A 23,357-nucleotide genomic window follows, 5' to 3' on the forward strand; every position below is an offset into this window, starting at 1 on the left:
GGATGCCGGCCTCGCTCACGCCGCGAAACCGCTTAACGGCGCCGGAACAGGCGGATCACGAAAAGCAGCACGACCGCGCCGATCACCGCGGTGATCAGCGTGCCGAGGATGCCGCCGCCGAATGAGATGCCGAGCGTGCTGAAGAGCCATCCGCCGATCACACCGCCGACGATGCCGACGAGAATGTCGACGATCACGCCGAAGCCGCTGCCGTTCATGATGAGGCCGGCGAGCCAGCCCGCCACGCCGCCGATGATGAGGCTGAGGATGATTCCGTGTTGCATGATTTGCATGCGTTGAGACTCCAGTCGAATTGAGAGATGCGGGACGCAGGCGGGACCTGCAATCAGGCGCGGGCAATGTAGCGGAAATGACCGTGGCGGGGGATTGTCAACTGTCAAGGATTGTCGATGCAGCGTCGGCAAACAGCGCGGACGACAGATGACACATGGCCGGGGCAAAATACGTCAAAAATTTGGATTGCCAAAAGGTTCGGTCGGCGCTTGGGCGAAGTGTGTCGTTTAGGTCACTGAGGCGAATTTGTATCTGTAATGTTTTATGCTGGCGGAATTGGTTGAAAAAGTTCAAGACGACAAGCATGAGAAAGCTGGTGGTGATGCACAAGGAAGGTTTCGGATCGGGCCCGCGCGGGGCGATCGCGGGCGTGGCGCTCGCAGCGGGGTTGGCTGCCGGATTGACGGGATGTTCATCGACGCCGCGCGAGCCCGCGCCGATCGTCGAAAGTTCCGCGCTGAGCGCGCCGCCGGTGGTGCAGAGCGGGTCGCCGATCGTGACGCCCGCGCCAGTCGTGCCGCTCGGGCCGACGACACCCGCGCCCGTCGAACCGGGCTTTTATCGCGTTAAGCCGGGCGACACGCTTTACGGCATTTCGCGCACCTTCAAGCAGAAGCCCGCTGATCTGGCCAAGTGGAACACGTTGCCGGAAAGCAGGCAGGTGAACGTCGGGCAGGTGTTGCGCGTGATGCCGCCGGGTGCGTCGTCAACGACGGTGAGTTCGGCGACCGCCGGATCGAAGATGGCGCAGCCGCCGCTTCTGCCGACGCCGGAGAAATCTGTGGCGCAGAAGCCAGCGGCGGAAAAGCCCGCCGCTGCGGCCAGCGAAGAACATCAATCCGCAGTCACCGCGACTGCATCCAAGGGCACCTTCGTCTGGCCCGCGCACGGCGACGTCGTGCGCAAGTTCGGCGCGAGCGGCAACAAGGGCATCGACATCGAAGGCAAGGTCGGACAGCCAGTCAAGGCAGCGGCGTCGGGCAAGGTCGTGTATGCGGGAAGCGGCTTGCGTTCCTACGGGCGCATGATCATCGTCAAGCACGGCAACGATTATCTGACCGCCTACGCGTACAACGAGAAGCTGCTCGTGAAGGAAGGCGATTCCGTCAAGCAGGGCGCGACCATCGCCGACATGGGCACCGGCCCGGGCGGCACGCCCGCGCTGCATTTCGAAGTGAGAAAGTCGGGCACCGCGGTCGATCCGATCCCGTTGCTCGGCGCGGCCGGCGGCTGATTCCTGGCCGGGCGGGAAGGGAGCCGAAAGGTGAAGAAGATCATGATCGCCGCGCTGACCGCGGCGTCGCTGACGTCGCTGCTTTCCGGCTGCGAGCAGCAGCAGAGCGAGGAAGCGTTGAACAAGCTCAAGGCATTTTTCAATGCAGTGAAGCCGGACAACTTGCTGCTCAAGAACCTGCAGCCCGGCGTGACGACCGAGGCGCAGATCCGCGACCAAATGGGCGAACCCGAGACGGAGCGCACGTTCACCGACGGAAGCAAGCGCCTCGAATATCCGCGCGGCCCGGCGGGCACGAACACCTACATGGTCGATCTCGACCCCCGCGGGCATTTCGTTTCCGTGACGCAGGTGCTGACCGCCGAGAACTTCGCGAAAGTGCGCCTCGGCATGACGATGGACGAAGTGCGCAGACTGCTCGGCAAGCCGACCGAAATCGCGGAGTATCGGCTGAAGAAGGAGCGCGTCTGGAGCTGGCACTGGCTCGAAGACGGCGTGAATCAGGACGCCATGTTCAACGTGCACTTCGGACCGGATGGCACCGTGGTGACGACGTCGCGTTCCGAAGCGATCCGCGGCGGTCAACGCTGATTCCGGGCATGACGACGATGAGTGATTCGGTGACATACGACACGCGCCTTCGCCTGATGGACGAAGCGTCGCGCTATCGCGATCAGGCGTCGCGCCAGGCCGGCGCAAAGCAGCTTGTGCTCTGGGATTGCGGGCGCGGGCATCGCTGGGACAAGACGCTCGACATCGCGCAGAACGTGCGCTGCATGAATTGCGCGACCGAGCGGCGCGAATTGGAGACGAAGCGTCTGCAGGACATCGCGCAAGCGCGCGGCGGCGCGCTGCTTTCGCACCGCTATGTCGATGCCGCGACGCCCTTGAGCTGGCGATGCGCGTACGGTCACGTTTGGGATGCGACTCCCGATGCGGTGTCGCGCCATTGGTGCAGCGAGTGCGCGCGCACCGTGTTCGCGGCCGTCCGCTGACCGATCCAACGGCATCAAAGAAAAAGCCGGCGAATGCCGGCTTTTGAGCTTCTTTGTCGGGGCGCTGGCCTCTTTCGCCTGCGACTCGTCGCGCCGTTGGCAAAAACTCGCGCTTTGCTTTTTTATTCTCGCGCTTTGCTTTTACCCACGACCTGATCGAGTGCCGCCCATCCTGTTTGTCGGTCTCTCAGCGCGTTTTGCTGCTGCCCCCCGTGCGCTGGAAAAAGTATTGCAAATGGCCATTCCTAAGAATGTACGCTCGCAAACACATTCGCAAATTGATAAGCATCTGCGGGGAAGTCCCGATCCGCGAAGCGATCTTCAGTCGGCCGACGACACCGTTTCCACACGCCCGATACCCGAACGCATGTTCGCCGCGACGAGCGATTGCGTGACCATGCGCGCTTCCGCCTGCGCGATGTGCTCGAGCGTCGCTTCTTCCAGTTGCGCCGCGAAAACGGCGAGCGCCGTGCACAGACGTGCGTGCTGACCGGCATCGAGCGTCCAGACGCCTTCGTCCGAATGACGCGCGTCCAGTTCGACGAGCGCTTCGTGCGCGAGCGTGATGTCGTGGTCGCATTCCGCCGCGTGGCCCAACTGGCACAACTCTTCCGCGACCAACATGTGACGGCATAGCGTCATGAAGAGCGGCTGCGATCCGTGTCCGCCATGAAACGCGTCGAGCGCCACATAGGAGCGCAGCAGCATCGCGTCGATCATCGGTTCGCGGGCGGCGCGGCTGCAGGTCAGCGCGCGCAGAAGCGGCGACATCGCGGGACGGGCGGATTTCATGTTCGTCGATTTCTTCTTCACGGCAGTGCTCCCGAAAAAGGTGTTCGCCTAACGCCGGTGCTGTCTGTCGCGCCGGGACGCGAATGCGTTGGATGCGTTTGGATGCGTTTGACGTTGAAAGCATCATCGCACCGGAAAATTAGCTGTGTCTTAAGGCGCGTAACCGCCGGATGCCTGCCAGCTATAACGCCGCGCGACGACGGCGGTGGACGCATGTGCTGTGACATTTGTAAGTAAAAGTCGCAAGAGGCCGCCGTGCGATGCGCCCTAGGGTGAATACATATGTTGCGTTAATTTTGTCGATGGCAACATATGTATCATTCCACTCTCAAAGAGGACGTCATGAAATTTGCGTCGTTGCTCACATCGACTGTCGCGTTATCTCTGGTTGCGGGCGCAAGCTACGGCCAGTCCACGATTGCCAAGGTCCAGAGCGCCAATCTCATCGCGATCGGGCATCGCGAGACGTCGGTGCCGTTTTCGTACGTCGATGCGAACAACGACGTCATCGGCTTTTCGCAGGACTTGTGCAACAAGGTGATCGATGCGGTCAAGGCGAAAACGAAGCATCCGGATCTACGCGTGCGCTTCATTCCGGTGACATCGCAGAATCGGATTTCGCTCGTGCAGAACGGCACGGTCGATCTCGAATGCGGCGTGACGACGAATCTCACGTCGCGGCAGAATCAGGTTGCGTTTTCGGACACGTTCTTCGTCGCGACGACGCGTCTGCTGACGAAAAAGGATTCCGGCATCAAGGACTTTCCCGATCTCGCGGGCAAGACCGTCGTGACGAATCAGGGCACGACGTCCGAGCGCATTCTTCGCAAGATGAACGAAGAGAAGAAGATGAACATGAGCATCATCAGCGCGAAGGATTACGGCGAAGGGCGCGCGACGCTCGAAACCGGCCGCGCGGTGGCCTACATGATGGACGACGTGCTGCTCGCCGGCACGCGCTCGCTGACGGCGAAGCCGTCGGACTGGGTGCTCGTCGGCACGCCGCAGTCGTCGGAGGCGTACGGCTTCATGATGCGTCGCGACGATCCCGAGTTCAAAAAGCTCGTCGACGACGCCATGAGTCAGGTGATGAAAAGCCCCGAGATCAAGACGATGTACGACAAGTGGTTCATGAAGCCGGTGCCGCCGAAGAACATCAACTTCGATTTTCCGATGAGCGAAGCGATGCAGAAGCTCTACGCCGAACCGAACGACAAGGCGTTCGAATAGCGCGACGGCGCGCGCGTCATTCCGCGAAGGGCAGATCCGTCTGCCCTTCGGCGCGCATCGCGAACGTGTTGAGGGTCATCGCGACGAGCGCGTAATAGCCCAGCAAGCCGACGAGATTCACGACGACCGTGTGCCCGAAGCGCGCGACGGCGGCGTCGTAGGTTGCATCGCTCACGCGCTTCGTGTCGTAGAGTTCGCTGGCGAAATCGAAGATGAGCTTGTCGTCGGCATCGGCGAATGTCGGCGTCTTTCCCGTGCGCAGCGCTTCGGCGAGATCGGCGGGCAGGCCGGCATCGAGCGCGATCGGATGATGAATGTGCCATTCCGCCTGCGAGCGCCAGCGCGCCGCGGTCACGAGAATCGCAAGCTCGGAAAGGCGCAGCGGCAGGCCGGTCTCGTAGCGGCAGAACGCGCCGAGTTTTTGCGCGTGCTGCGCGAGTTCCGGGCTGAAGATCCAACCGAGAAACGGCCCGTTCAGATTGCCGCGCGGTCCGCTCACGATGTCCTGCAACACGGCTCTTTGCGCATCGGAAGCCTGCGCGATGTCGAAATCGGGAAGTCGCTTCTTCATGTTTGTTCTCACTGGATGACGGAAAGCGCGCCATCGATTGCATCGGAGAGCCGCTCGACGATCGTCTCGATTTGCGCGCTTGTCGTGATGAACGGCGGCGCGATGAGTACGTGATCGCCGATGCGGCCGTCGACGGTGCCGCCCATCGGATACACCATGAGGCCGCGCTTCATCGCCTCGCTCTTGATGACCGCGTGCAGCCTGTGCTTCGGATCGAACGGCATCTTGCCCGCGCGATCCTGAACCAGTTCGACGCCGGTGAACAGGCCGCGGCCGCGCACATCGCCGATGAACGGATGATCCGCATGCCGCTCGCGCAGCAACGCGCGCAGTTGTTCGCCGCGCGCCCTCACGTTGTCGAGCAGTTTCTCTTCGGCGATGACTTTCTGCACTTCGAGCGCCGCGGCGCACGCCGTCGCGTGACCGATATACGTGTGGCCGTGCTGAAAGAAGCCCGAGCCGCCGACGATCGTATCGAAGATCGCGTTGCTGACGAGCGTCGCGCCGATCGGCTGATAGCCCGCGCCGAGACCCTTCGCGATCGCGAGAATATCGGGCGACACGCCGTCTTCCTCGCACGCGAACAGATGACCGGTGCGGCCCATGCCCGACATCACTTCGTCGAGGATCAGCAGGACGCCGTATTTGTCGCAGACCGCGCGGATCTTGCGGAAGTATTCGCGCACGGGCGGCACCGCGCCCGCCGTCGCGCCGACGACCGTTTCCGCGACGAACGCCGCCACCGATTCGGCTCCGAGTTCGAGAATCTTCGCTTCAAGTTCATCGGCGAGACGTTGCGCGAAGGCTTCGTCGGTTTCGCCCGCCCGCTGTTCGCGATACGCGAAGCAGGGCGTGACGTGATGCGCTTCGATCAGCATCGGCAGGAAGGGCTCGCGCCGCCACGCGTTGCCGCCGATCGCGAGCGCGCCGAGCGTGTTGCCGTGATAGCTCTGCCGGCGCGCGATGAAATGCCGGCGCGCGGGTTCGCCTTTCTCGACGAAATACTGGCGCGCGAGCTTGAGCGCGGCTTCCATCGCTTCGGAGCCGCCGGACACGAAGTAGACGTGGCCGAGATTTTTCGGCGCGGCATCGATGAGCCGGTCGGCGAGTTCTTCGGCGGGCTCGGTGGTGAAGAACGACGTGTGCGCGTACGGCAACTGCTGCACTTGCCGCTGGATGGCTTCGATCACGCGCGGATGGCTGTGTCCGAGACACGAGACGGCTGCGCCGCCGCATGCATCGATGTAGCGTTTGCCGGTCGAATCGACGATCTCGATGCCGTCGCCGCGGACGGCGACCGGAAGCGTGGCGCGCGGCGCGCGATGAAATACCGTGGTCATGGTGCCTGCCTTTCGAATGCGGAATGCGCGTGCAACACGCGATGTGACATTCTAGCGTGATAACAACATATGTTGTCAATATCGCGTGTGACGCAACGCTCGGCCGATTAGCTCGCCGCGTAGGCGCCGTGCGCGTGCAGCGCGGCTTCGGCCTGTTCGAGATGGGCGACGGCGTCCTTGCCTTCGAGCGCGAGCAGATGCGCGACGAGCATCTCCGCCAGCGCCGACGCCGCGACGAGCGACGGAAAGAACGACGGCGATTCGTGCGCGAAGATTAGCGTGTGATCGGCGTTCAGCGCGATGGGCGACACGGCGCTGTCAGTGAGCGTGATGAGTTTCGCGCCGCGCTCGATCGCCGCCTGCGCGACGCGCACGGCTTCGACGGAATACGGCGCAAAGCTGACGACGACCACCGCGTGCTTTTTCTCGATGCCGCGCAGTTGCATTTCGAGCGTGCCCGCTTCGCCGCTGATCAAACTCACCGACGGCCGAAACAGGCGATATCCATAAAGCAGGCCGAACGCGACGGGATAGCACGACCGAAAGCCCGCGACGTGCACATGCGGCGCTTTCTTGAGCGTCTTCGCCGTATCGACGACGCTCTGCGCGTTTTGCGCGAGCGTGAGTTCGAGATTGTGCGATTGCGCGTGTGCGAGATCGCGGCTCAGGTGATTGTCGGCGCCGCCTTTGACGAGCGAACGGGCGCGCGTCGTCAGCGGTTCGGGGCGCGTGCGTACGCGGCTCACGAAAATTTCGCGCAACTCGTTCCAGCCGGGGAAGCCGAGTTGCTGGGAGAGACGGACCATCGCGGCGGGCTGGACCTTGGCGCGCTCGGCGACCTTGCGCATCGAGAGGACGGCGACTTCGTCGGGATAGTCGAGAAGGAAGGCGGCGCCGGCCTGGAATTGCGGGCTCAGATCGGGGAAGCGGTCGCGGATCGTCGCCGCGAGTTGGTCGAAGGTGGGCACGTTCTGGATGCTTGAGGAAGCGGACGCGCTATTTAAGCATGAGCGCGACGTGGAGAGCGGTCGCGCGCAGAAAACAAAAAAGCCGCTGTCCTTGTGGAACAGCGGCTTTTTCTTGAAGCTGGTGGCGAATCAGGGACTCGAACCCCGGACCTGCGGATTATGATTCCGTCGCTCTAACCGACTGAGCTAATTCGCCGAAAGAAGACGAGATTATGGCGAGCGTCGAAGCGCGTGTCAACCCCTTCTGCGCGATTTATTTAACAAATCGCGCAGAAGCCCGTCGATTAATCCTCGTGATAGACATTCGACTTGCGCGTGTCCTTCACGAACAGCATGCCGATCACGAAGGTGATCAACGCGATCACGATCGGATACCACAAGCCCGAGTAGATATCGCCCTTCGCGGCGACGATCGCGAACGCGGTCGCCGGCAGGAAGCCGCCGAACCAGCCATTGCCGATGTGATACGGCAGCGACATCGACGTATAGCGGATGCGCGCCGGGAACATCTCGACCAGCATCGCCGCGATCGGGCCGTAGACCATCGTCACGAAGATCACGAGGATCGTCAGCACCACGATCGCCATCGGCCAGTTGATCAGCGCCGGATCGGCCTTTGCCGGATAACCCGCGCTCTTCAGCGTGCCGGCGAGCGTCTTGTCGAACGCCGCGCCTTGCGTCTTCGCGTCGGCGGCCTTGCCGTCGTACGTGTTCACCACCGTTTCGCCGACCTTGATCTGCGCCTGCGTGCCCGCCGGCGCCGCCACGTTCTCATAGTTGAGACCGGCCTTCGACAGCGCGCTCTTCGCGATATCGCACGAGCTCGTGAACTTCGCCGTGCCCACCGGATTGAACTGGAACGAGCACTCGCCCGGATCGGCGATGACGACGATCGGCGACTTCTGCGTCGCGGCTTCGAGCGTCGGATTCGTGTAGTGCGCGAGCGCCTTGAAGAGCGGGAAGAAGGAGAGCGCGGCAATCAGGCAGCCCGCCATGATGATCGGCTTGCGGCCGATACGATCCGACAGCGACCCGAAGAACACGAAGAATGGCGTACCGATCAGCAGCGCCACCGCGACCATGATGTTCGCGCTGGTGCCATCGACCTTGAGCGTCTGCGTGAGGAAGAAGAGCGAGTAGAACTGGCCCGTGTACCACACGACCGCCTGTCCCGCCGTCAGACCGAAGAGCGCGAGCAGCACGATCTGCAGGTTCTTCCACTCGCCGAACGCTTCCTTGAGCGGCGCCTTCGAGGTCTTGCCTTCCGCCTTGATGCGCTCGAACACCGGCGATTCATGCAGTTTCATCCGAATCCACACCGAGATCGCGAGCAGCAGGATCGATACGAGGAACGGAATGCGCCAGCCCCAAGCGCCGAACTGCTCTTCGCCCATGATCGTGCGGACCGCGAGAATCACGATCAGCGAGATGAAGAGGCCGAGCGTCGCCGTGGTCTGGATCCACGCCGTCCACGCGCCGCGCTTGTTCGACGGCGCATGTTCCGCGACATACGTCGCCGCGCCGCCGTATTCGCCGCCGAGCGCGAGGCCTTGCAACAACCGCATTGCGATGAAGATGATCGGCGCCGCGATGCCTATGGTCGCGTATCCCGGCAGGAAGCCGATCAGGAACGTCGACAGACCCATGATGACGATCGTCACGAGGAACGTGTACTTGCGCCCGACCATGTCGCCGAGCCGCCCGAACACGATCGCGCCGAACGGACGCACCGCGAAGCCCGCCGCGAAGCCCAGCAAGGTGAAGATGAAGCCGGCCGTCGGATTGACGCCCGAGAAGAACGTCTTGCTGATATAGACGGCGAGCGAGCCCGCCAGATAGAAGTCATACCATTCGAACACCGTGCCGAGCGACGAAGCGAAGATGACCTTCTTCTCCTCCGCCGTCATCGGTGCGTGTGACACGCGCCCTTCGACCGTAGCCATGCATCGTCTCCTGTTCTGATTTTCGATTACATCGGTCCGCGATAAGGCGGCTCCCGGTGCAAAGGATTATTGGAACGAAAACTTACGGCGTTCTGACGCGGCGTGTCCGGACGCGAGTGACGTCCGAAACGACGATTTGCGCCGAAGCCGCGCATATGTGATGCGAACGACCGTCTAAATTCGTCTATGCTCGTGCTTCGTGCGCGCGAAATGCGAATCTGCCGCGCTCGCGCTCAGGGTTTGTCCCGGGCAGGAAAAACCCGCTGAAGACTGACGCGGACAAGCGTTCCGGCGAGTCGCGGGCTGTCCTGATACACGTGATCCTCGATGGCGAGCGCGCCGCCGTGCATCGCCGCGATCTCCTTGACGATGGCAAGACCGAGTCCGCTGCCGTCGCCGTCGCGCCCGAGAATGCGATAGAAGCGCTCGACCACGCGCTCGCGCTCCGCCGCCGGAATGCCGAGTCCCGTGTCTTCCACCTCCAGATGCACGAGATCGAGATCGTCGTCGTCGGTCCGCACGCGTACGGTGATGCGCCCGCCCGCCGGCGTGTAGCGGATCGCGTTGTCGATCAGGTTCGACAGCATCTCGCGCAGCATCACGACATTGCCTTCCACTTCGACCGCAAACGGCGGCTCCTCATAACCGAGATCCATGCGTTTCGCGAGCGCCGCCTGAACCCAGTCGCGCACCGCGAGCCGCGCGAGATCGGTCAGGACGATGCGCGTGAATATCTGCCCCGTCGCGCGATTCTCGGCGCGCGCGAGCGCGAGCAATTGCGTGACGAGACGCGCGGCATGCTCGGAACTCATCGCGATCTGTTCTAGCGAGCGCTGCACTTCCGTCGAGACGTCCTGGCGCATCGCGAGTTCCGCCTGCATGCGCAGGCCCGCGAGCGGCGTTTTCATCTGATGCGCGGCATCGGCGATGAAGCGCTTCTGGAACTCCATGTTCTGTTCGAGGCGCGTGAGCAGGTCGTTGAACGACGCGACGAGCGGCGCGATCTCCGGCGGCGCGCTGCCGGCCTGCAGCGGCGAGAGATCGTCGGGGCGGCGCGCGCGGATGTTCGACTGCAGCGCGTGCAGCGGCGCGAGCCCGCGCGAAAGCCCGAACCATACGAGGATGATCGCGAGCGGCAGGATCACGAACTGCGGCAGGATCACGCCCTTGATGATGTCGTTGGCGAGCTGGCTGCGCTTGTCGAGGGTCTCCGCAACCTGCACGAGCACCGGCTGCGCGCTGTGCGGATCGCGCCCGGGCGCGAGGCCGGGCAGATCGACCGTCGTGTATGCGACGCGGATATCGTTGCCGCGCAGCACATCGTCGCGAAACTCGACGATGCCCGGCTGCGGACGATCGTCGTCGTGCGGCAAGGGCATGTCGCGATCGCCGCCGACGAGTTCGCCGCGCGTGCCGAGCACCTGGAAAAACACGCTGTCGACGTTATCGGCGCGCAGGAAATCGCGCGTCGCGTCGGGCAGGCGGAGTTCCGCGACGCCGTTTACCGGCTGAATCTGGCGCGCGAGCACGTAGGCGTCGGCTTCGAGCGCGCGGTCGAACGGCCCGTTCGCGATCGATTTCGCGACCAGATACGTCACCGCGATGCTCATCGGCCAGAGCAGCAGCAGCGGCGCGAGCATCCAGTCGAGAATCTCGCCGAAGAGCGAGCGTGGATGCGTTTCGGCGTCGGGCTCGAGCTCGTCGGGCGGCGCGAACGGATTCGCGTAGCGCGCGTCGCGCAGCGCGTCGGAGTCGTCGTTCGCTTGTGCGTTTCGCTGAGTTTCGTGGGAAACGGGCGACGCCATGCGGCCTACTTATAGTGATGGCCGGCGGACTCGCCGGCGTGCGGCCCGCCCGCGCCGTTCGTCGTGGCGGCCGCTTTCTCCAGCGTGTAACCGAGACCGCGTACCGTGATGATCTTCGCGCCGCTCGGCTCGATCTTCTTCCGTAGCCGATGCACGTAGACCTCGATCGCGTTATTGCTGACTTCCTCGCCCCACTCGCACAGGTGATTGACGAGCTGCTCCTTCGATACGAGCCGGCCGGTTCGCTGCAGCAGCACTTCGAGCACGCCGAGTTCGCGCGCGGACAGATCGATGACCTGATCGCCGATGGTCGCAATGCGCCCGATCTGATCGAAGGCGAGCGAGCCGTGCCGGACGACGGTCGGACCGCCGCCCGCGCCGCGGCGCGTGAGCGCACGGACGCGCGCTTCGAGTTCGTTGAGCGCGAAGGGCTTCGCCATGTAATCGTCCGCGCCGAGATCGAGACCTTTCACGCGCTCGTCGACGGAATCGGCGGCGGTGAGGATCAGCACGGGCATCTGCGAATTGCGCGCGCGCAGGCGGCGCAGCACCTCGAGACCGGGCATCAGCGGCAGGCCGAGATCGAGGATCAGCAGGTCGAAAGTTTGCAGGGAAAGGGCGGTGTCCGCTTCGACGCCATGCTTCACATGGTCGACGGCGTATCCCGATTGGCGGAGTGATCGGACGAGCCCGTCCGCGAGTATGCTGTCGTCTTCGGCAATGAGGATTCGCATCGTCGTGTGCGCCTTTGTACGCCATGCATGCGCGATGAAGCGCATCGGCATTGCCGGCACCGTGTGTCGCCCGGCGCGGCGGTCTCCAGGTGTTCGTGGTTCTTGCGTGCTTGGGCGACGTGGAAAAAAAGCTGCGCCACGCCGCGACAGGCTTGCAAAAACTACTGTTTTTTTATACAGTGTCTGCGTGAGTGGGAAGGGCGGTTTCGTATGCTCGATCGAGCGGCGAAAAACCCCGTGAACACTGCCTCAGACGCCGTTCATCATAGCAAAGGACGATTCATGGAAGAAAGCAAGAAAGGCCCGGCTGGCATGACTGCGGAGAAGAGCAAGGCCCTGGCCGCCGCGCTCTCGCAGATCGAAAAGCAATTCGGCAAAGGGTCGATCATGCGGCTCGGCGCAGGTGAGGCGGTCGAAGACATTCAAGTGGTTTCCACCGGTTCGCTCGGGCTGGACATCGCGCTCGGCGTCGGCGGCTTGCCGCGCGGTCGTGTCGTGGAAATCTACGGTCCGGAGTCGTCGGGTAAAACCACGCTCACGCTGCAGGTGATCGCGGAGATGCAGAAGCTCGGCGGCACGGCGGCGTTCATCGACGCGGAACACGCGCTCGACGTGCAGTACGCCGGCAAGCTCGGCGTGAACGTGCCCGAACTGCTGATCTCGCAGCCGGACACGGGCGAGCAGGCGCTCGAAATCGCGGACGCGCTGGTGCGCTCCGGCTCCATCGACATGATCGTGATCGACTCGGTCGCGGCGCTCGTGCCGAAGGCGGAAATCGAAGGCGAAATGGGCGACTCGCTGCCGGGTCTGCAAGCGCGTCTGATGTCGCAGGCGCTGCGCAAGCTCACTGGCACGATCAAGCGCACGAACTGCCTCGTCATCTTCATCAACCAGATCCGCATGAAGATCGGCGTGATGTTCGGCAACCCGGAAACCACCACGGGCGGCAACGCGCTCAAGTTCTACTCGTCGGTGCGTCTGGATATCCGCCGTATCGGTTCGATCAAGAAGAACGACGAAGTCATCGGCAACGAGACGCGCGTGAAGGTTGTGAAGAACAAGGTCTCGCCGCCGTTCCGCGAAGCCATCTTCGACATTCTTTATGGCGAAGGCATTTCGCGTCAGGGTGAAATCATCGATCTGGGCGTGCAGGCGAAGCTGGTCGACAAGGCGGGCGCCTGGTACAGCTACAACGGCGATCGCATCGGTCAGGGCAAGGACAACGCGCGGGAATTCCTGCGCGAAAATCCGGACATCGCGCGCGAGATCGAGAACAAGATCCGCGAATCGCTGGGCGTCGCTGCATTGGGCGAAGCTGTCGTCGCAAGCGCCGCAGCGGCCGACGACGAGTAAGCATCGAGCCTGAAGGAAGATGCAGACGCGCCGGCTCGGATCCAAGGCAGACCCGGCGGATAACGGAACCGGCGACGATTCCGATTCCGTCGATCGCTACGAGCGAAGCAGCGAGCGGCGCGGTGCATCGTCGAAGTCAGGCGGCTTCAGGCGCAGCAACAAGGAACGCGCCGGCGCGAAGTCATTCGCGTCGGCGCATCGCGTTTTCGAGCCTGTTAAAAGGGATGAAAGCAGCGTAGACGCGAATGATCGCGCGGCCCGCCTGGAACAAGCTCGCGCCTTACTGAAGCAGGCGACAGCGCAGCCGAAGGCGCCCCCCGCCGATCGCAGCCCGCCGTCCGCTAACCCGCCGGACCCATTCGAAGACGCCGATCCATTCGAGCCCTTCGAACAATGCGTGCCTTCCGAGCCATTGCCAGCCGTTTCCGGCGAAACGGTTTATAGCCGCTCCAGCCAGCGCACCCGCAAGACATCGGCAAACGAAGTCAACAATCCCAAACGTCCGCAACGCTCGTTGAAGGGCCGCGCGCTCGCGTTCCTGTCGCGTCGCGAGTACAGCCGCGCGGAGTTGTCGCGCAAGCTGCGTCCGTACGTCGAAGAAGCCGCTCCGCTCGAATCCCTGTTGGACAGTCTCGAGCGCGATGGCTGGCTGTCGAACGAGCGCTTCGTCGAGAGCGTCGTGCATCGGCGGGCGTCGCGCATGGGCGGCAGCAGGATCATCAGCGAGCTGAAGCGGCATGCCGTCGGCGAAACGCTCATCAGCGAAACCGCCGACAAGCTCGCGCAGTCCGAAACCGCGCGCGCCAGGGCGGTGTGGGAAAAGAAATACGGCGTGCCGCCGGAGACGCCCGCCGAGCGCGCCAAGCAGGCGCGCTTTCTGGCTGCGCGCGGTTTTTCGAGCGGTACGATCGGCAAGATATTGAAGGGCGGTGACGAAGATTGGAGCGAGGAAATCGTCGACGACTGAGCGCCCGTTCGGCTTGATCCGCACGCGCGTTCCATTCGTCAGGCACATGCCCGGCTCGAAATACCCGATATGCTAAAATTCCACGGTTTTCCCCGTACCGGCTCACTCCAGCATGCCTCTCTCGCCTCCCGCTCCCCGACAATTGCGTCATAGCCGCGCGATTCGAGTGGAAGCGTTCGAACGCGACGACGGCCTGTGGGATATCGAAGCCTGTCTAACCGATGAGAAGCCGCGCGACTTCCAGCTCGCGACGGGCGTCCGGCCGCACGGCCTGCCGATCCATGAACTCTGGCTGCGCATCACCATCGATCGCACACTCAGCATCGTCGACGTCGAAGCGTCGTCCGACTGGGCGCCGTATGGCGGTTTGTGCGCCGAGTCCAATGCGGTCTATCGCAAGCTCATCGGGCTCAATCTCCTCCAGAATTTTCGCCGCGAAGCCAACACGCTGCTGCGCGGCACTGCCGGCTGCACGCATCTCACCGAGTTGTGCGGGGTCTTGCCGACCGCAGCCATTCAGGCATTCGCGGGCGACGTCTGGAAGATCGAGGACGGCAATCCATTCAAGCAAGCCGACGCCAACGCGCAGCGCGACGAGCCGCCGTTTCAGCTCGGCCGATGCCACGCGCTGCGTTTCGACGGACCCGCGGTCAGGGAACACTACCCGCGCTGGTTCGGCCACGCGCCCGGCGAACCATCCAGATCCGGAACAACGGTGCAAGACAGGCCGGAGACAAAGTCCGCCTCGTAGCGCGCAAGCAGCGCTCGCGCTCACGCACGGAATTCAAACAAGAAAAGAATCAGCGGTTCAAGCAAACAGAAGTTCACTCCAACTCTCAGACTGAAGGAATCACGCATGAAGATTCACGAGTACCAGGGTAAGGAAATCCTGCGGAAATTCGGCGTCGCGGTCCCGCGCGGCAAACCCGTGTTCTCGGTGGATGATGCGGTCAAGGCCGCGGAAGAGCTGGGCGGCCCGGTTTGGGTCGTCAAGGCGCAGATTCACGCCGGCGGACGCGGTAAGGGCGGCGGCGTGAAGGTCGCGAAGTCGATCGAACAGGTCCGCGAATACGCGAACCAGATCCTCGGCATGCAGCTCGTCACGCACCAGACCGGCCCCGAAGGCCAGAAGGTCAATCGCCTGCTGATCGAAGAAGGCGCGGACATCAAGAAGGAACTGTACGTCGGCCTCGTGCTCGACCGCGTTTCGCAGAAGATCGTCTTGATGGCGTCGAGCGAAGGCGGCATGGACATCGAAGAAGTCGCGGAAAAGACGCCGGAACTGCTGCACAAGTTCGCCGTCGAGCCGTCGACCGGTCTGCAAGACGCGGACGCCGATGATCTCGCACGCAAGATCGGCATTCCCGATGCATCGATCCCGCAAGCGCGCGCGATCCTGCAAGGCCTGTACAAGGCGTTCTTCGAAACCGACGCATCGCTCGCGGAAATCAACCCGCTGATCGTGACCGGCGAAGGCAAGGTCATCGCGCTCGACGCCAAGTTCAACTTCGATTCGAACGCGCTGTTCCGTCATCCGGAAATCGTCGCGTACCGCGATCTGGACGAAGAAGATCCGGCTGAAGTCGAAGCGTCGAAGTTCGACCTCGCATACATCTCGCTCGACGGCAACATCGGCTGTCTCGTGAACGGCGCAGGCCTCGCGATGGCCACGATGGACACCATCAAGCTGTTCGGCGGCGAGCCGGCGAACTTCCTCGACGTCGGCGGCGGTGCGACGACCGAGAAAGTGACCGAAGCGTTCAAGCTGATGCTGAAGAACCCGAACCTGAAGGCGATCCTCGTGAACATCTTCGGCGGCATCATGCGTTGCGACGTGATCGCCGAAGGCGTGATCGCTGCGTCGAAGGCCGTGGACCTGAAGGTGCCGCTCGTCGTGCGCATGAAGGGCACGAACGAAGACCTCGGCAAGAAGATGCTGGCCGACTCGGGCCTGCCGATCATCTCGGCGGACAGCATGGAAGAAGCCGCGCAGAAGGTCGTCGCGGCGGCCGAAGGCAAGTAAGCGCGTTCGCTTGTTGCCTTAAGAGAGCGTTCCACCAGATACGAATGGCGGCGCCTGGCTTTTTGCATGGCGACGCCAAACGAACAGAGGTCACTACATGTCGATTCTGATCAACAAAGACACGAAGGTCATCACGCAGGGCATCACCGGCAAGACCGGCCAGTTCCACACGCGCGCCTGCCGCGAATACGCGAACGGCCGCGAAGCGTACGTCGCGGGCGTGAACCCGAAGAAGGCCGGCGAAGACTTCGAAGGCATTCCCATCTACGCGTCCGTGAAGGAAGCGAAGGCCGAAACCGGCGCGACCGTTTCGGTCATCTACGTGCCGCCCGCGGGCGCTGCCGCCGCGATCTGGGAAGCCGTCGAGGCCGATCTCGATCTCGCGATCTGCATCACGGAAGGCATTCCGGTTCGCGACATGCTCGAAATCAAGGACCGCATGCGCCGCGAAAATCGCAAGACGCTGCTGCTCGGACCGAACTGCCCCGGCACGATCACGCCGGACGAGCTGAAGATCGGCATCATGCCGGGTCACATCCACAAGAAGGGCCGCATCGGCGTCGTGTCGCGTTCGGGCACGCTGACGTATGAAGCGGTCGGCCAGTTGACGGCGCTGGGCCTCGGCCAGTCGTCGGCGGTCGGTATCGGCGGCGATCCGATCAACGGTCTGAAGCACATCGACGTGATGAAGATGTTCAACGACGATCCGGAAACGGACGCCGTCATCATGATCGGCGAGATCGGCGGTCCGGACGAAGCGAACGCCGCTTACTGGATCAAGGACAACATGAAGAAGCCGGTCGTCGGCTTCATCGCGGGCGTGACGGCGCCTCCGGGCAAGCGCATGGGCCACGCAGGCGCGCTGATCTCGGGCGGTGCGGACACGGCTGACGCCAAGCTCGAAATCATGGACGCGTGCGGCATCAAGGTCACGAAGAATCCGTCGGAGATGGCACGTCTGCTGAAGTCGGTTCTCTGATCGAAGCAGGCAAATTACGCGAGGGTTTGGTACTCTTACTGATTCCTTTCGTAAAAGCCATTGAAAAGCGAGGGAGCGCTGCTTCCTCGCTTTTTTCATTTCAGCCTCATGCTTGAATTCTTTTCGACGCTCCATTGGGGCGCGGTCGTTCAGATCATCGTGATCGACATTCTGCTCGGCGGCGACAACGCCGTCGTGATCGCGCTCGCCTGCCGCAATCTGCCGGATCGGCAGCGCACGCGCGGCATCGTGTTCGGCACGCTCGGCGCAATCATCCTGCGCGTCGTGCTCATCGCGTTCGCGGTCTTTCTGCTCGACATTCCGTTTCTCAAGTTTCTCGGCGGCTTGCTGCTGCTGTGGATCGGCGTAAAGCTGATGCAGCCGGACCACGACGATCATCAGATCGACGCATCCGACCGGCTGTGGGCGGCGGTGAAGACGATCATCGTCGCCGATGCCGTCATGAGCCTCGACAACGTCATCGCGATCGCGGGCGCGGCCGAAGCCGCCGATCCGCGTCATAGGCTCACGCTGGTGATCTTCGGCCTGGTCGTGAGCATTCCGCTCATCGTCTGGGGCAGCACGCTGGTGCTGAAGCTGCTCGACCGCTTGCCCGCCGTCGTGCTGCTCGGCGCGGGTCTGCTCGGCTGGATCGCGGGCGGCCTCATCATCGACGATCCATTCATCGACCGATGGCCCGCGCTCAATACCGAACTCGTCGGATATGCGGCGCGTCTGGCGGGCGCGTTGCTTGTCGTCGCGTTGGGCTGGCTGCTCAAGCGGCGCGCGCTCGCCGACGGCAATCGCGCGGCGAGTTGATTTCTCCTAGGCCGTTCGGCTGACTGCCGCCGGAGCGGCTCCCTGAATACGATCGAAGCGTCCTGACCGCATTGCGCGGAAGGGCGCTTTTCTGTTTTTCAGGGAGTAGCAATGACGACGAAGGCTTCGGTTTTGGACGTGCCGCGCGAACGGCGCGCATGGTGGTTCGGGCGCACGAAAGATGCGCTGACACGCGGCTTCACACTGATCGAACTGATGATCGTGCTTGCGATCGTCGGCGTGGTCGCGGCGTATGCGATACCGGCGTATCAGGATTATCTTGCCCGAAGCCGCGTGGGCGAGGGCATGACGCTCGCGGCGGCCGCGCGCCTCGCAGTGGCGGAGAACGCGGCGAGCGGCGCGGATCTGGCGGGCGGATTCGCGTCGCCGCCGGGCACGCGCAACGTCGAGTCGATTCACGTCGACAGCGACAACGGGCAGATCACGATCGCCTATACGACGCGCGTCGCGCCGGCGGGTTCGAACACGCTCGTGCTCGTGCCTTCGACACCCGACAACGCCGATACACCTACGGCGCGCGTGTCGCTCAGCCGCGGTTCCGTGCAATCGGGGTCGGTGACGTGGGAATGCTTCGCGGGCAAGAAGACCGAGTCGTCGCTGCCCGCGCCGGGCGCCGGTCCGACGCCTGCGCAGGCGCCGACATTGCCAGGCAATCTCGCACCGCCGGAGTGCCGCGCGTAAGCACTGAGGCGAAGCGCGGCGGGAGGATTTACGTCGCCGCCGCGCCGTCGCGCCGTCGTTTTTGCGCGAAAGTTGGCGATTTGGTAGCAAAACCGGCCGTTCGACGGACAGCGGGGGCAAAGTTTTGTATAGTGCGCCGGTCGCCGACGTTCCCAGTTCCTCATGCCTTCCCAATACGCGCGCTTTCTCTGCTTCGCCGTTCTGTGCCTTGCGTTGACGTTTCCCTTCGCGGTCGTCAACCACACGTATCCGATTCCGACCTTCTACGCCGAATACAGCGCGCTCGCGCTTTATCTGGCGCTCGGTGCGACGGTTGCGCTCCTCGTGCGCGTCTCCGAGCCGAAGGTGCCGTTCGCATCGCCGGTCGTCGCATTGATGCCGCTTGCGTTCGGCGTGTTGCTCGTCGCGCAGACGGTGCTGTTGCCGATCGCGCAGCCATCGATGAACTGGCTCGGCGGCGCGTATCTGCTCGCTTCGTTTCTCGCGGTGCATACGGGCTTCGGTCTCGTGCGGGCGGGGCTCGGCGAGAAGACGCTGCGTATCGGCGCGGCTGCGCTGATGGTCGGCGGACTGTTCGCGGTCTTCTGTCAGATCGTGCAGTTGCTGCATCTCGAAGTGAAATTCACGCCGTTCGTGGTCGCGTACAACGTGATGATCGAACGGCGCCCGTTCGGCAACATGGCGCAGGCGAATCACCTCGCGACCGTGATCGCGTTCGCGCTGGCGGGCGCGCTTTATTTCGTGCAGGCGCGTCGGCTGCCGCTCGTTCTGTGGCTGATCTTGTCGGCGATCTACTCGCTCGGGCTCGCGTTGACCGTATCGCGCGGGCCGTGGCTGCAGACGGCGGTGATCGTCGTCGCCGGCTTCTGGATGGCGTTCGTGCTTGGGCGGCCGGTCGCGTCGGAAGGCTTCGACGGCCCCGGCCGCCGCGATACGCGCGCGTGGATCGTCCCGATTCTGCTCGCGATCGTCTTTTTCGCGGTGAACGCGGCCGTGCGCTGGGCGAACGTGCGCTTCGATTTCGGGCTCGCGCAATCGGCGGCGGAGCGCATGCAGGAAGCGAGTCAGATCGCGCCGCGGCTCGCGCTCTGGAAGTACGGCTGGACGATGTTCAAGACGCATCCGCTGCTGGGCGTCGGATGGGGCGAGTTTCCGCGCTATCAGTTCGACCTCGTGCGCGATCTGGGCGGCGTCGAGATCGCGAACAACGCGCACGACATCTTCATCGATCTGCTCGCGAAAACGGGTGCGCTCGGCGTCGCGATTCTGGTCGCGAGCGTCGTATTCTGGCTGATTCGCGTGCTGCGCGCGCCGCAGACGCCGGCGCGCATTTTCGGATTGTCGCTGCTCGGCGTCCTGATGATGCATGCGCTCGTCGAGTATCCGCAGCAGTACATGTTCTTTCTGATGCCGGCGATGCTCGTCATCGGCCTTCTGGAGACGCGTCCCTTGCGGCTGGTTCCGCGTCCGCTCTCTTATGGCGTATATGTCGTGCTGGTGCTCGGCGGGCTCGCGGCGTTGTATCCGACCTTACGCGACTACAACCGCGCGGAAGTGCTGTACTACGGCTCGCGCCCGGCCGAGCAGTATCGTGAAAATCCGTCTTTCCTGTTCACGGCGTGGGGCGAATACGGTGCGGCGACCTTGCTGCCGATCAACGCGCAGAACGTCGAGGAGAAACTCGCGGCGCATCGGAAGGCGATTGCGCTGTTGCCGGGCGAGACCGTGCTGCGCCGCTACGCGGTGTTGCAGGCGCTCGCCGGGCAGAAGGCCGAGGCGCTCGACACGATGGCGCGCCTGAAGATCTTCGCGACGCAGTTGCACGACTGGCCGAAGCAGCTTTTGGCCGTCTACGATCTGGCGGACGAAGCGGGCAAGCCGCTGGCGTCGTTCAAGGCGGATCTGGTGAAGCTGTATGGTGTGCCGCTGCCGAATCAGGAGCCTTCGGAGGATGAGGAAGAAGAGTGAGCGGTCAGGGCGCGGGCGACGGCTGGTCGTCCGCCACCCAATCCCCCGACTTCCCACCGTGCTTTTCCATCACTTTCACATTGGTGATGACCATGCCGCGATCGACCGCCTTGCACATGTCGTAGATCGTGAGCAATCCGACCTGCACGGCGGTCAGCGCTTCCATTTCCACGCCCGTGCGCCCGACCGTCTCCACGCGCACTTCACAGTGCACGCCGGGTAGCGCTTCATCGATCGTGAAATCCACCGCGACGCGCGTCAGCGCCAGCGGATGACACAGCGGGATCAGATCGGCCGTGCGCTTCGCACCCTGAATCGCGGCGATGCGCGCGACGCCCAGCACATCGCCTTTTTTCGCTCGGCCTTCGCGGATCAGCGCGAGCGTGGGCGCGAGCATCGCGATCGAGCCGCGTGCAACGGCCACGCGGCGCGTTTCGTTTTTCGCGCCGACATCGACCATATGCGCCTCGCCGGCGGCATCGAAATGGGTGAGTCCGGACATAGCGTCTCCTTCGAATGGGCGCCTATCATACCAGCGTGAATCCGCGCGATTTTCCGCAGAACGCCACGGTCCGGCGCGACGCACCGCCGACCTGAGACGCGCCGCGCGCAACACTTGATACGATAAGCCCGTTTCGATTCTCGAGCCGACTATCGGCGCTTCGCGCCATGCATTTCACACGTCCGAGCCGCGCGCTCGCCTCCCTCCTTTGCGTCGCCCTCGCCATGCCGCCCGCGGCGCTGGCGCAATCCAGTTCGCCTTCCGCGGGCTCGACCGGCACGCTCGCGGCCGCGCAACTGCGCGCGTCGCAGGAAAGCGCCAGCGGCGACGTGCCGGACAACATCGCGGAAGGCGTGTTCGGCGTCTACGGCGGTGCGGAAAGCCGTTTCGCGAACCGCCCCGGGACGATGTCCGGTTTGCGCGCGCCGCTGTCGTCGGTGCAGCTTCCGGATCTCGGCGACGGCTCCGGCGGCTCCCTCACGCCGCAGGCCGAGCGCAAGGTCGGCGAGAAGATGATGCGCGAAGTGCGCGCCGATCCCGATTATCTCGACGACTGGCTGCTGCGCGACTATCTCGACTCGATCTCGTCGAAGCTTTCAGCGGCGGCGACGACGCAGTATCTCGGCGGCTATCGGCCGGATTTCGATCTCTTCGCCGTGCGCGACGCGCAGATCAACGCGTTTTCGATGCCGGGCGGCTTTATCGGCGTGAACACGGGGCTGATTGCCGCGACGCAAACGGAATCGGAGCTGGCGTCGGTCATCGGCCATGAAATGGGGCACGTCCTTCAGCGGCACATCGCGCGGATGCTCAGCACGCAGGAAAAGAGTTCCTACGCCGCACTCGCCGGGATGCTCGCCGGCCTGCTCGCGGGCCTGCTCGCCCATAGCGGCGATCTCGGCATGGGCATCGCGATGGGCGGCCAGGCGTTCGCCGTCGACAATCAGTTGCGCTTCTCGCGCGCGGCCGAGCACGAGGCCGACCGCGTCGGTTTCCAGATGCTCGCGGCCGCCGGCTACGATCCTTACGCGATGGCAGCGTTCTTCGAGCGTCTCGATCGCGCGTCGATGGCCGATAACGGCGTGCCGCCGTACGTGCGCACGCACCCGCTCACGATCGACCGCATCGCCGACATGGAAGGCCGCGCGCGGCGCGTGCCGTACCGGCAGCCGCGTCAGTCGGCCGAATATGCGTTCGTGCGCGCCCGGGCGCGCGTGCTGCAGGTGAATTACGCGAGTGATTATCGCGAGGTCGCGAGCCGGCTCAAATCGGAAATCGAGGATCAGACGGCGCTCAATCCCGCGTCCAACTGGTACGGCATCGCGCTCGCGCAATCGCTGCTGGGCAATTACGACGCGGCCAGCGACGCGCTCGCGAAGGCGCGCGCGCTATTCGAGGGCGAGGAGGCGAGCGCGGCGGCGGCATCGGCGCAAGTGCAAAAGGAGGATCGCGCGGTTGGTCAAACGCAGCCGGCTCCGCGCAAGAAGAGCGGCGAGCCGTCGCTGCGCAACGCGGATGCGTCGACGATCGCGACGCCGCTCGACAACGCGCGCACGCCGCTCAATCTCGGAGACTCCGGCAACGGCAATGCATTGCGCGCGAAGAGCGACATCGTGCTTCCACCGGTTCGCGTCGAAGCCCGATCGGCTCCGTCGGCGAAACCTCAATCCGCACCGCCGGCGCTGCGCAGCACGCCGAGCCTCGACGTGCTCGCCGCCGACATCGCGCGCCGCGCCGGTCGCAACGACGATGCGATCCGCCTCGCGGACCTCGCGCAAAAGCGCTGGCCGGCGTCGCACGCCGCCATCGACGTGCATCTGCAGACGCTGCTTTCCGCGCGCCGCTTCGCCGACGCCCAGACGCTCGCGCGCCGCGAAACACGCGCCGAGCCGACGCGCCCCGACTGGTGGTTCTATCTCGCGCAGGCAAGCGCGGGTCTCAACGATCCGCTGCAACAGCATCAGGCGATGGCGGAAAAGTTCGCGCTCGATGGCGCGTGGGCATCCGCGATCCGGCAACTGAAGGAAGCGCGCGACGTCAAGACCGCGAGTTTCTACGATCTTTCGACGATTTCCGCCCGGCTGCGCGATTTCGAGACGCGCTACAAGGAAGAGCGCGAGATGGAGAAGAACGGCTAG

At 63.7% G+C, this 23,357-nt stretch carries 22 protein-coding genes and 1 tRNA gene; 13 read left to right on the forward strand and 10 right to left on the reverse strand.

Translation table 11 applies throughout. The annotated features are described in order from the left end of the window. Nucleotides 1-32 precede the first annotated feature (32 nt). The gene (locus QCE58_RS03600) at nt 33-284 is read right to left on the reverse strand and encodes a GlsB/YeaQ/YmgE family stress response membrane protein (RefSeq protein ID WP_008351379.1); all 252 of its coding nucleotides are present in this window, start codon (nt 282-284) and stop codon (nt 33-35) included. A gap of 314 nt (nt 285-598) precedes the next feature. On the opposite strand from QCE58_RS03600, the gene QCE58_RS03605 reads away from it, so the two are divergent. From QCE58_RS03605 to QCE58_RS03615, 3 genes are read left to right on the forward strand one after another with little or no spacing between them, the layout of a single operon-like run. Next, nucleotides 599-1,528 carry a peptidoglycan DD-metalloendopeptidase family protein gene (locus QCE58_RS03605; RefSeq protein ID WP_250520938.1) on the forward strand — a complete coding sequence of 310 codons (930 nt, stop codon included), beginning with the start codon at nt 599-601 and terminating at the stop codon, nt 1,526-1,528. A gap of 42 nt (nt 1,529-1,570) precedes the next feature. After that, nucleotides 1,571-2,119, forward strand: a complete 549-nt coding sequence (locus tag QCE58_RS03610; protein WP_033536569.1) for a lipoprotein — start codon at nt 1,571-1,573, stop codon at nt 2,117-2,119. A gap of 8 nt (nt 2,120-2,127) precedes the next feature. After that, entirely contained in the window at nt 2,128-2,523 is a 396-nt protein-coding gene (locus tag QCE58_RS03615) for a hypothetical protein (protein WP_008351376.1), read from the forward strand. A 321-nt stretch (nt 2,524-2,844) separates the two neighbouring features. On the opposite strand, the gene QCE58_RS03620 is transcribed toward QCE58_RS03615, so the two are convergent. Continuing rightward, nucleotides 2,845-3,336 (reverse strand): hypothetical protein, encoded by a 492-nt coding sequence (locus tag QCE58_RS03620; protein ID WP_250520939.1) that lies wholly within the window; start codon nt 3,334-3,336, stop codon nt 2,845-2,847. Between the two features lie 321 nt (nt 3,337-3,657). On the opposite strand from QCE58_RS03620, the gene QCE58_RS03625 reads away from it, so the two are divergent. Then, the gene (locus QCE58_RS03625; RefSeq protein ID WP_034470816.1) at nt 3,658-4,545 is read left to right on the forward strand and encodes a glutamate/aspartate ABC transporter substrate-binding protein; all 888 of its coding nucleotides are present in this window, start codon (nt 3,658-3,660) and stop codon (nt 4,543-4,545) included. Between the two features lie 16 nt (nt 4,546-4,561). On the opposite strand, the gene QCE58_RS03630 is transcribed toward QCE58_RS03625, so the two are convergent. The 7 genes from QCE58_RS03630 to QCE58_RS03660 all read right to left on the reverse strand — a co-directional run bounded on the left by QCE58_RS03630 (nt 4,562) and on the right by QCE58_RS03660 (nt 11,906). Next, nucleotides 4,562-5,116: a carboxymuconolactone decarboxylase family protein gene (locus tag QCE58_RS03630; protein ID WP_175979832.1), complete on the reverse strand. Its 555-nt coding sequence runs from the start codon at nt 5,114-5,116 to the stop codon at nt 4,562-4,564. Nucleotides 5,117-5,124: 8 nt separating this feature from the next. Further along, nucleotides 5,125-6,456, reverse strand: a complete 1,332-nt coding sequence (locus QCE58_RS03635) for an aspartate aminotransferase family protein (protein WP_250520940.1) — start codon at nt 6,454-6,456, stop codon at nt 5,125-5,127. A 107-nt stretch (nt 6,457-6,563) separates the two neighbouring features. Further along, complete coding sequence (locus QCE58_RS03640) at nt 6,564-7,424, reverse strand: MurR/RpiR family transcriptional regulator (protein ID WP_175979834.1); 861 nt, start codon at nt 7,422-7,424, stop codon at nt 6,564-6,566. Between the two features lie 119 nt (nt 7,425-7,543). After that, nucleotides 7,544-7,620: transfer RNA gene (locus QCE58_RS03645), tRNA-Met, on the reverse strand. Nucleotides 7,621-7,708: 88 nt separating this feature from the next. Then, nucleotides 7,709-9,367, reverse strand: coding sequence for an MFS transporter (locus QCE58_RS03650; RefSeq protein ID WP_250480299.1), 1,659 nt, complete (start codon nt 9,365-9,367; stop codon nt 7,709-7,711). A gap of 233 nt (nt 9,368-9,600) precedes the next feature. After that, the gene (locus QCE58_RS03655; RefSeq protein WP_008351363.1) at nt 9,601-11,172 is read right to left on the reverse strand and encodes a sensor histidine kinase; all 1,572 of its coding nucleotides are present in this window, start codon (nt 11,170-11,172) and stop codon (nt 9,601-9,603) included. A 5-nt stretch (nt 11,173-11,177) separates the two neighbouring features. Then, nucleotides 11,178-11,906, reverse strand: a complete 729-nt coding sequence (locus QCE58_RS03660; protein WP_250480300.1) for a response regulator transcription factor — start codon at nt 11,904-11,906, stop codon at nt 11,178-11,180. Between the two features lie 282 nt (nt 11,907-12,188). Here QCE58_RS03660 and recA point away from each other — a divergent pair, with 282 nt between their 5' ends. The 8 genes from recA (at nt 12,189) to QCE58_RS03700 (ending at nt 20,717) form a co-directional block, all read left to right on the forward strand. Further along, complete coding sequence (gene recA, locus QCE58_RS03665) at nt 12,189-13,259, forward strand: recombinase RecA (protein ID WP_008351360.1); 1,071 nt, start codon at nt 12,189-12,191, stop codon at nt 13,257-13,259. A 19-nt stretch (nt 13,260-13,278) separates the two neighbouring features. Then, nucleotides 13,279-14,226, forward strand: a complete 948-nt coding sequence (recX, locus tag QCE58_RS03670) for a recombination regulator RecX (RefSeq protein ID WP_250520941.1) — start codon at nt 13,279-13,281, stop codon at nt 14,224-14,226. Nucleotides 14,227-14,338: 112 nt separating this feature from the next. Then, entirely contained in the window at nt 14,339-14,977 is a 639-nt protein-coding gene (locus QCE58_RS03675) for a DUF2889 domain-containing protein (RefSeq protein ID WP_034470713.1), read from the forward strand. Between the two features lie 105 nt (nt 14,978-15,082). After that, entirely contained in the window at nt 15,083-16,249 is a 1,167-nt protein-coding gene (gene sucC / locus QCE58_RS03680; protein WP_250520942.1) for an ADP-forming succinate--CoA ligase subunit beta, read from the forward strand. A 97-nt stretch (nt 16,250-16,346) separates the two neighbouring features. Next, nucleotides 16,347-17,228 (forward strand): succinate--CoA ligase subunit alpha, encoded by an 882-nt coding sequence (gene sucD / locus QCE58_RS03685; RefSeq protein WP_008351350.1) that lies wholly within the window; start codon nt 16,347-16,349, stop codon nt 17,226-17,228. Between the two features lie 108 nt (nt 17,229-17,336). Continuing rightward, nucleotides 17,337-18,047, forward strand: coding sequence for a TerC family protein (locus tag QCE58_RS03690; protein WP_250481484.1), 711 nt, complete (start codon nt 17,337-17,339; stop codon nt 18,045-18,047). 111 nt (nt 18,048-18,158) lie between these two features. Then, nucleotides 18,159-18,749: a pilin gene (locus QCE58_RS03695; protein ID WP_008351347.1), complete on the forward strand. Its 591-nt coding sequence runs from the start codon at nt 18,159-18,161 to the stop codon at nt 18,747-18,749. A 162-nt stretch (nt 18,750-18,911) separates the two neighbouring features. After that, nucleotides 18,912-20,717 carry a Wzy polymerase domain-containing protein gene (locus QCE58_RS03700; RefSeq protein ID WP_250496626.1) on the forward strand — a complete coding sequence of 602 codons (1,806 nt, stop codon included), beginning with the start codon at nt 18,912-18,914 and terminating at the stop codon, nt 20,715-20,717. Between the two features lie 4 nt (nt 20,718-20,721). Here QCE58_RS03700 and moaC read toward each other — a convergent pair whose 3' ends face one another. Beyond that, nucleotides 20,722-21,219: a cyclic pyranopterin monophosphate synthase MoaC gene (gene moaC, locus QCE58_RS03705; protein WP_250520943.1), complete on the reverse strand. Its 498-nt coding sequence runs from the start codon at nt 21,217-21,219 to the stop codon at nt 20,722-20,724. Nucleotides 21,220-21,386: 167 nt separating this feature from the next. Between moaC and QCE58_RS03710 the strand changes: the two genes are divergently transcribed. Continuing rightward, nucleotides 21,387-23,357, forward strand: a complete 1,971-nt coding sequence (locus tag QCE58_RS03710; RefSeq protein ID WP_250520944.1) for a M48 family metalloprotease — start codon at nt 21,387-21,389, stop codon at nt 23,355-23,357.

This window comes from Caballeronia sp. LZ028 (assembly GCF_031451415.1).
Classification (GTDB): Bacteria; Pseudomonadota; Gammaproteobacteria; order Burkholderiales; family Burkholderiaceae; genus Caballeronia; species Caballeronia zhejiangensis.

Bases quoted from the DNA above. Each gene is read 5' to 3' on its own strand.
- QCE58_RS03600 (WP_008351379.1), bottom strand. From the start codon at position 284: ATGCAACACGGAATCATCCTCAGCCTCATCATCGGCGGCGTGGCGGGC.
- QCE58_RS03605 (WP_250520938.1), top strand. From the start codon at position 599: ATGAGAAAGCTGGTGGTGATGCACAAGGAAGGTTTCGGATCGGGCCCG.
- QCE58_RS03610 (WP_033536569.1), top strand. From the start codon at position 1,571: ATGATCGCCGCGCTGACCGCGGCGTCGCTGACGTCGCTGCTTTCCGGC.
- QCE58_RS03615 (WP_008351376.1), top strand. From the start codon at position 2,128: ATGACGACGATGAGTGATTCGGTGACATACGACACGCGCCTTCGCCTG.
- QCE58_RS03625 (WP_034470816.1), top strand. From the start codon at position 3,658: ATGAAATTTGCGTCGTTGCTCACATCGACTGTCGCGTTATCTCTGGTT.
- QCE58_RS03630 (WP_175979832.1), bottom strand. From the start codon at position 5,116: ATGAAGAAGCGACTTCCCGATTTCGACATCGCGCAGGCTTCCGATGCG.
- QCE58_RS03635 (WP_250520940.1), bottom strand. From the start codon at position 6,456: ATGACCACGGTATTTCATCGCGCGCCGCGCGCCACGCTTCCGGTCGCC.
- QCE58_RS03650 (WP_250480299.1), bottom strand. From the start codon at position 9,367: ATGGCTACGGTCGAAGGGCGCGTGTCACACGCACCGATGACGGCGGAG.
- QCE58_RS03655 (WP_008351363.1), bottom strand. From the start codon at position 11,172: ATGGCGTCGCCCGTTTCCCACGAAACTCAGCGAAACGCACAAGCGAAC.
- QCE58_RS03660 (WP_250480300.1), bottom strand. From the start codon at position 11,906: ATGCGAATCCTCATTGCCGAAGACGACAGCATACTCGCGGACGGGCTC.
- recA (WP_008351360.1), top strand. From the start codon at position 12,189: ATGGAAGAAAGCAAGAAAGGCCCGGCTGGCATGACTGCGGAGAAGAGC.
- recX (WP_250520941.1), top strand. From the start codon at position 13,279: ATGCAGACGCGCCGGCTCGGATCCAAGGCAGACCCGGCGGATAACGGA.
- QCE58_RS03675 (WP_034470713.1), top strand. From the start codon at position 14,339: ATGCCTCTCTCGCCTCCCGCTCCCCGACAATTGCGTCATAGCCGCGCG.
- sucC (WP_250520942.1), top strand. From the start codon at position 15,083: ATGAAGATTCACGAGTACCAGGGTAAGGAAATCCTGCGGAAATTCGGC.
- sucD (WP_008351350.1), top strand. From the start codon at position 16,347: ATGTCGATTCTGATCAACAAAGACACGAAGGTCATCACGCAGGGCATC.
- QCE58_RS03690 (WP_250481484.1), top strand. From the start codon at position 17,337: ATGCTTGAATTCTTTTCGACGCTCCATTGGGGCGCGGTCGTTCAGATC.
- QCE58_RS03695 (WP_008351347.1), top strand. From the start codon at position 18,159: ATGACGACGAAGGCTTCGGTTTTGGACGTGCCGCGCGAACGGCGCGCA.
- QCE58_RS03700 (WP_250496626.1), top strand. From the start codon at position 18,912: ATGCCTTCCCAATACGCGCGCTTTCTCTGCTTCGCCGTTCTGTGCCTT.
- moaC (WP_250520943.1), bottom strand. From the start codon at position 21,219: ATGTCCGGACTCACCCATTTCGATGCCGCCGGCGAGGCGCATATGGTC.
- QCE58_RS03710 (WP_250520944.1), top strand. From the start codon at position 21,387: ATGCATTTCACACGTCCGAGCCGCGCGCTCGCCTCCCTCCTTTGCGTC.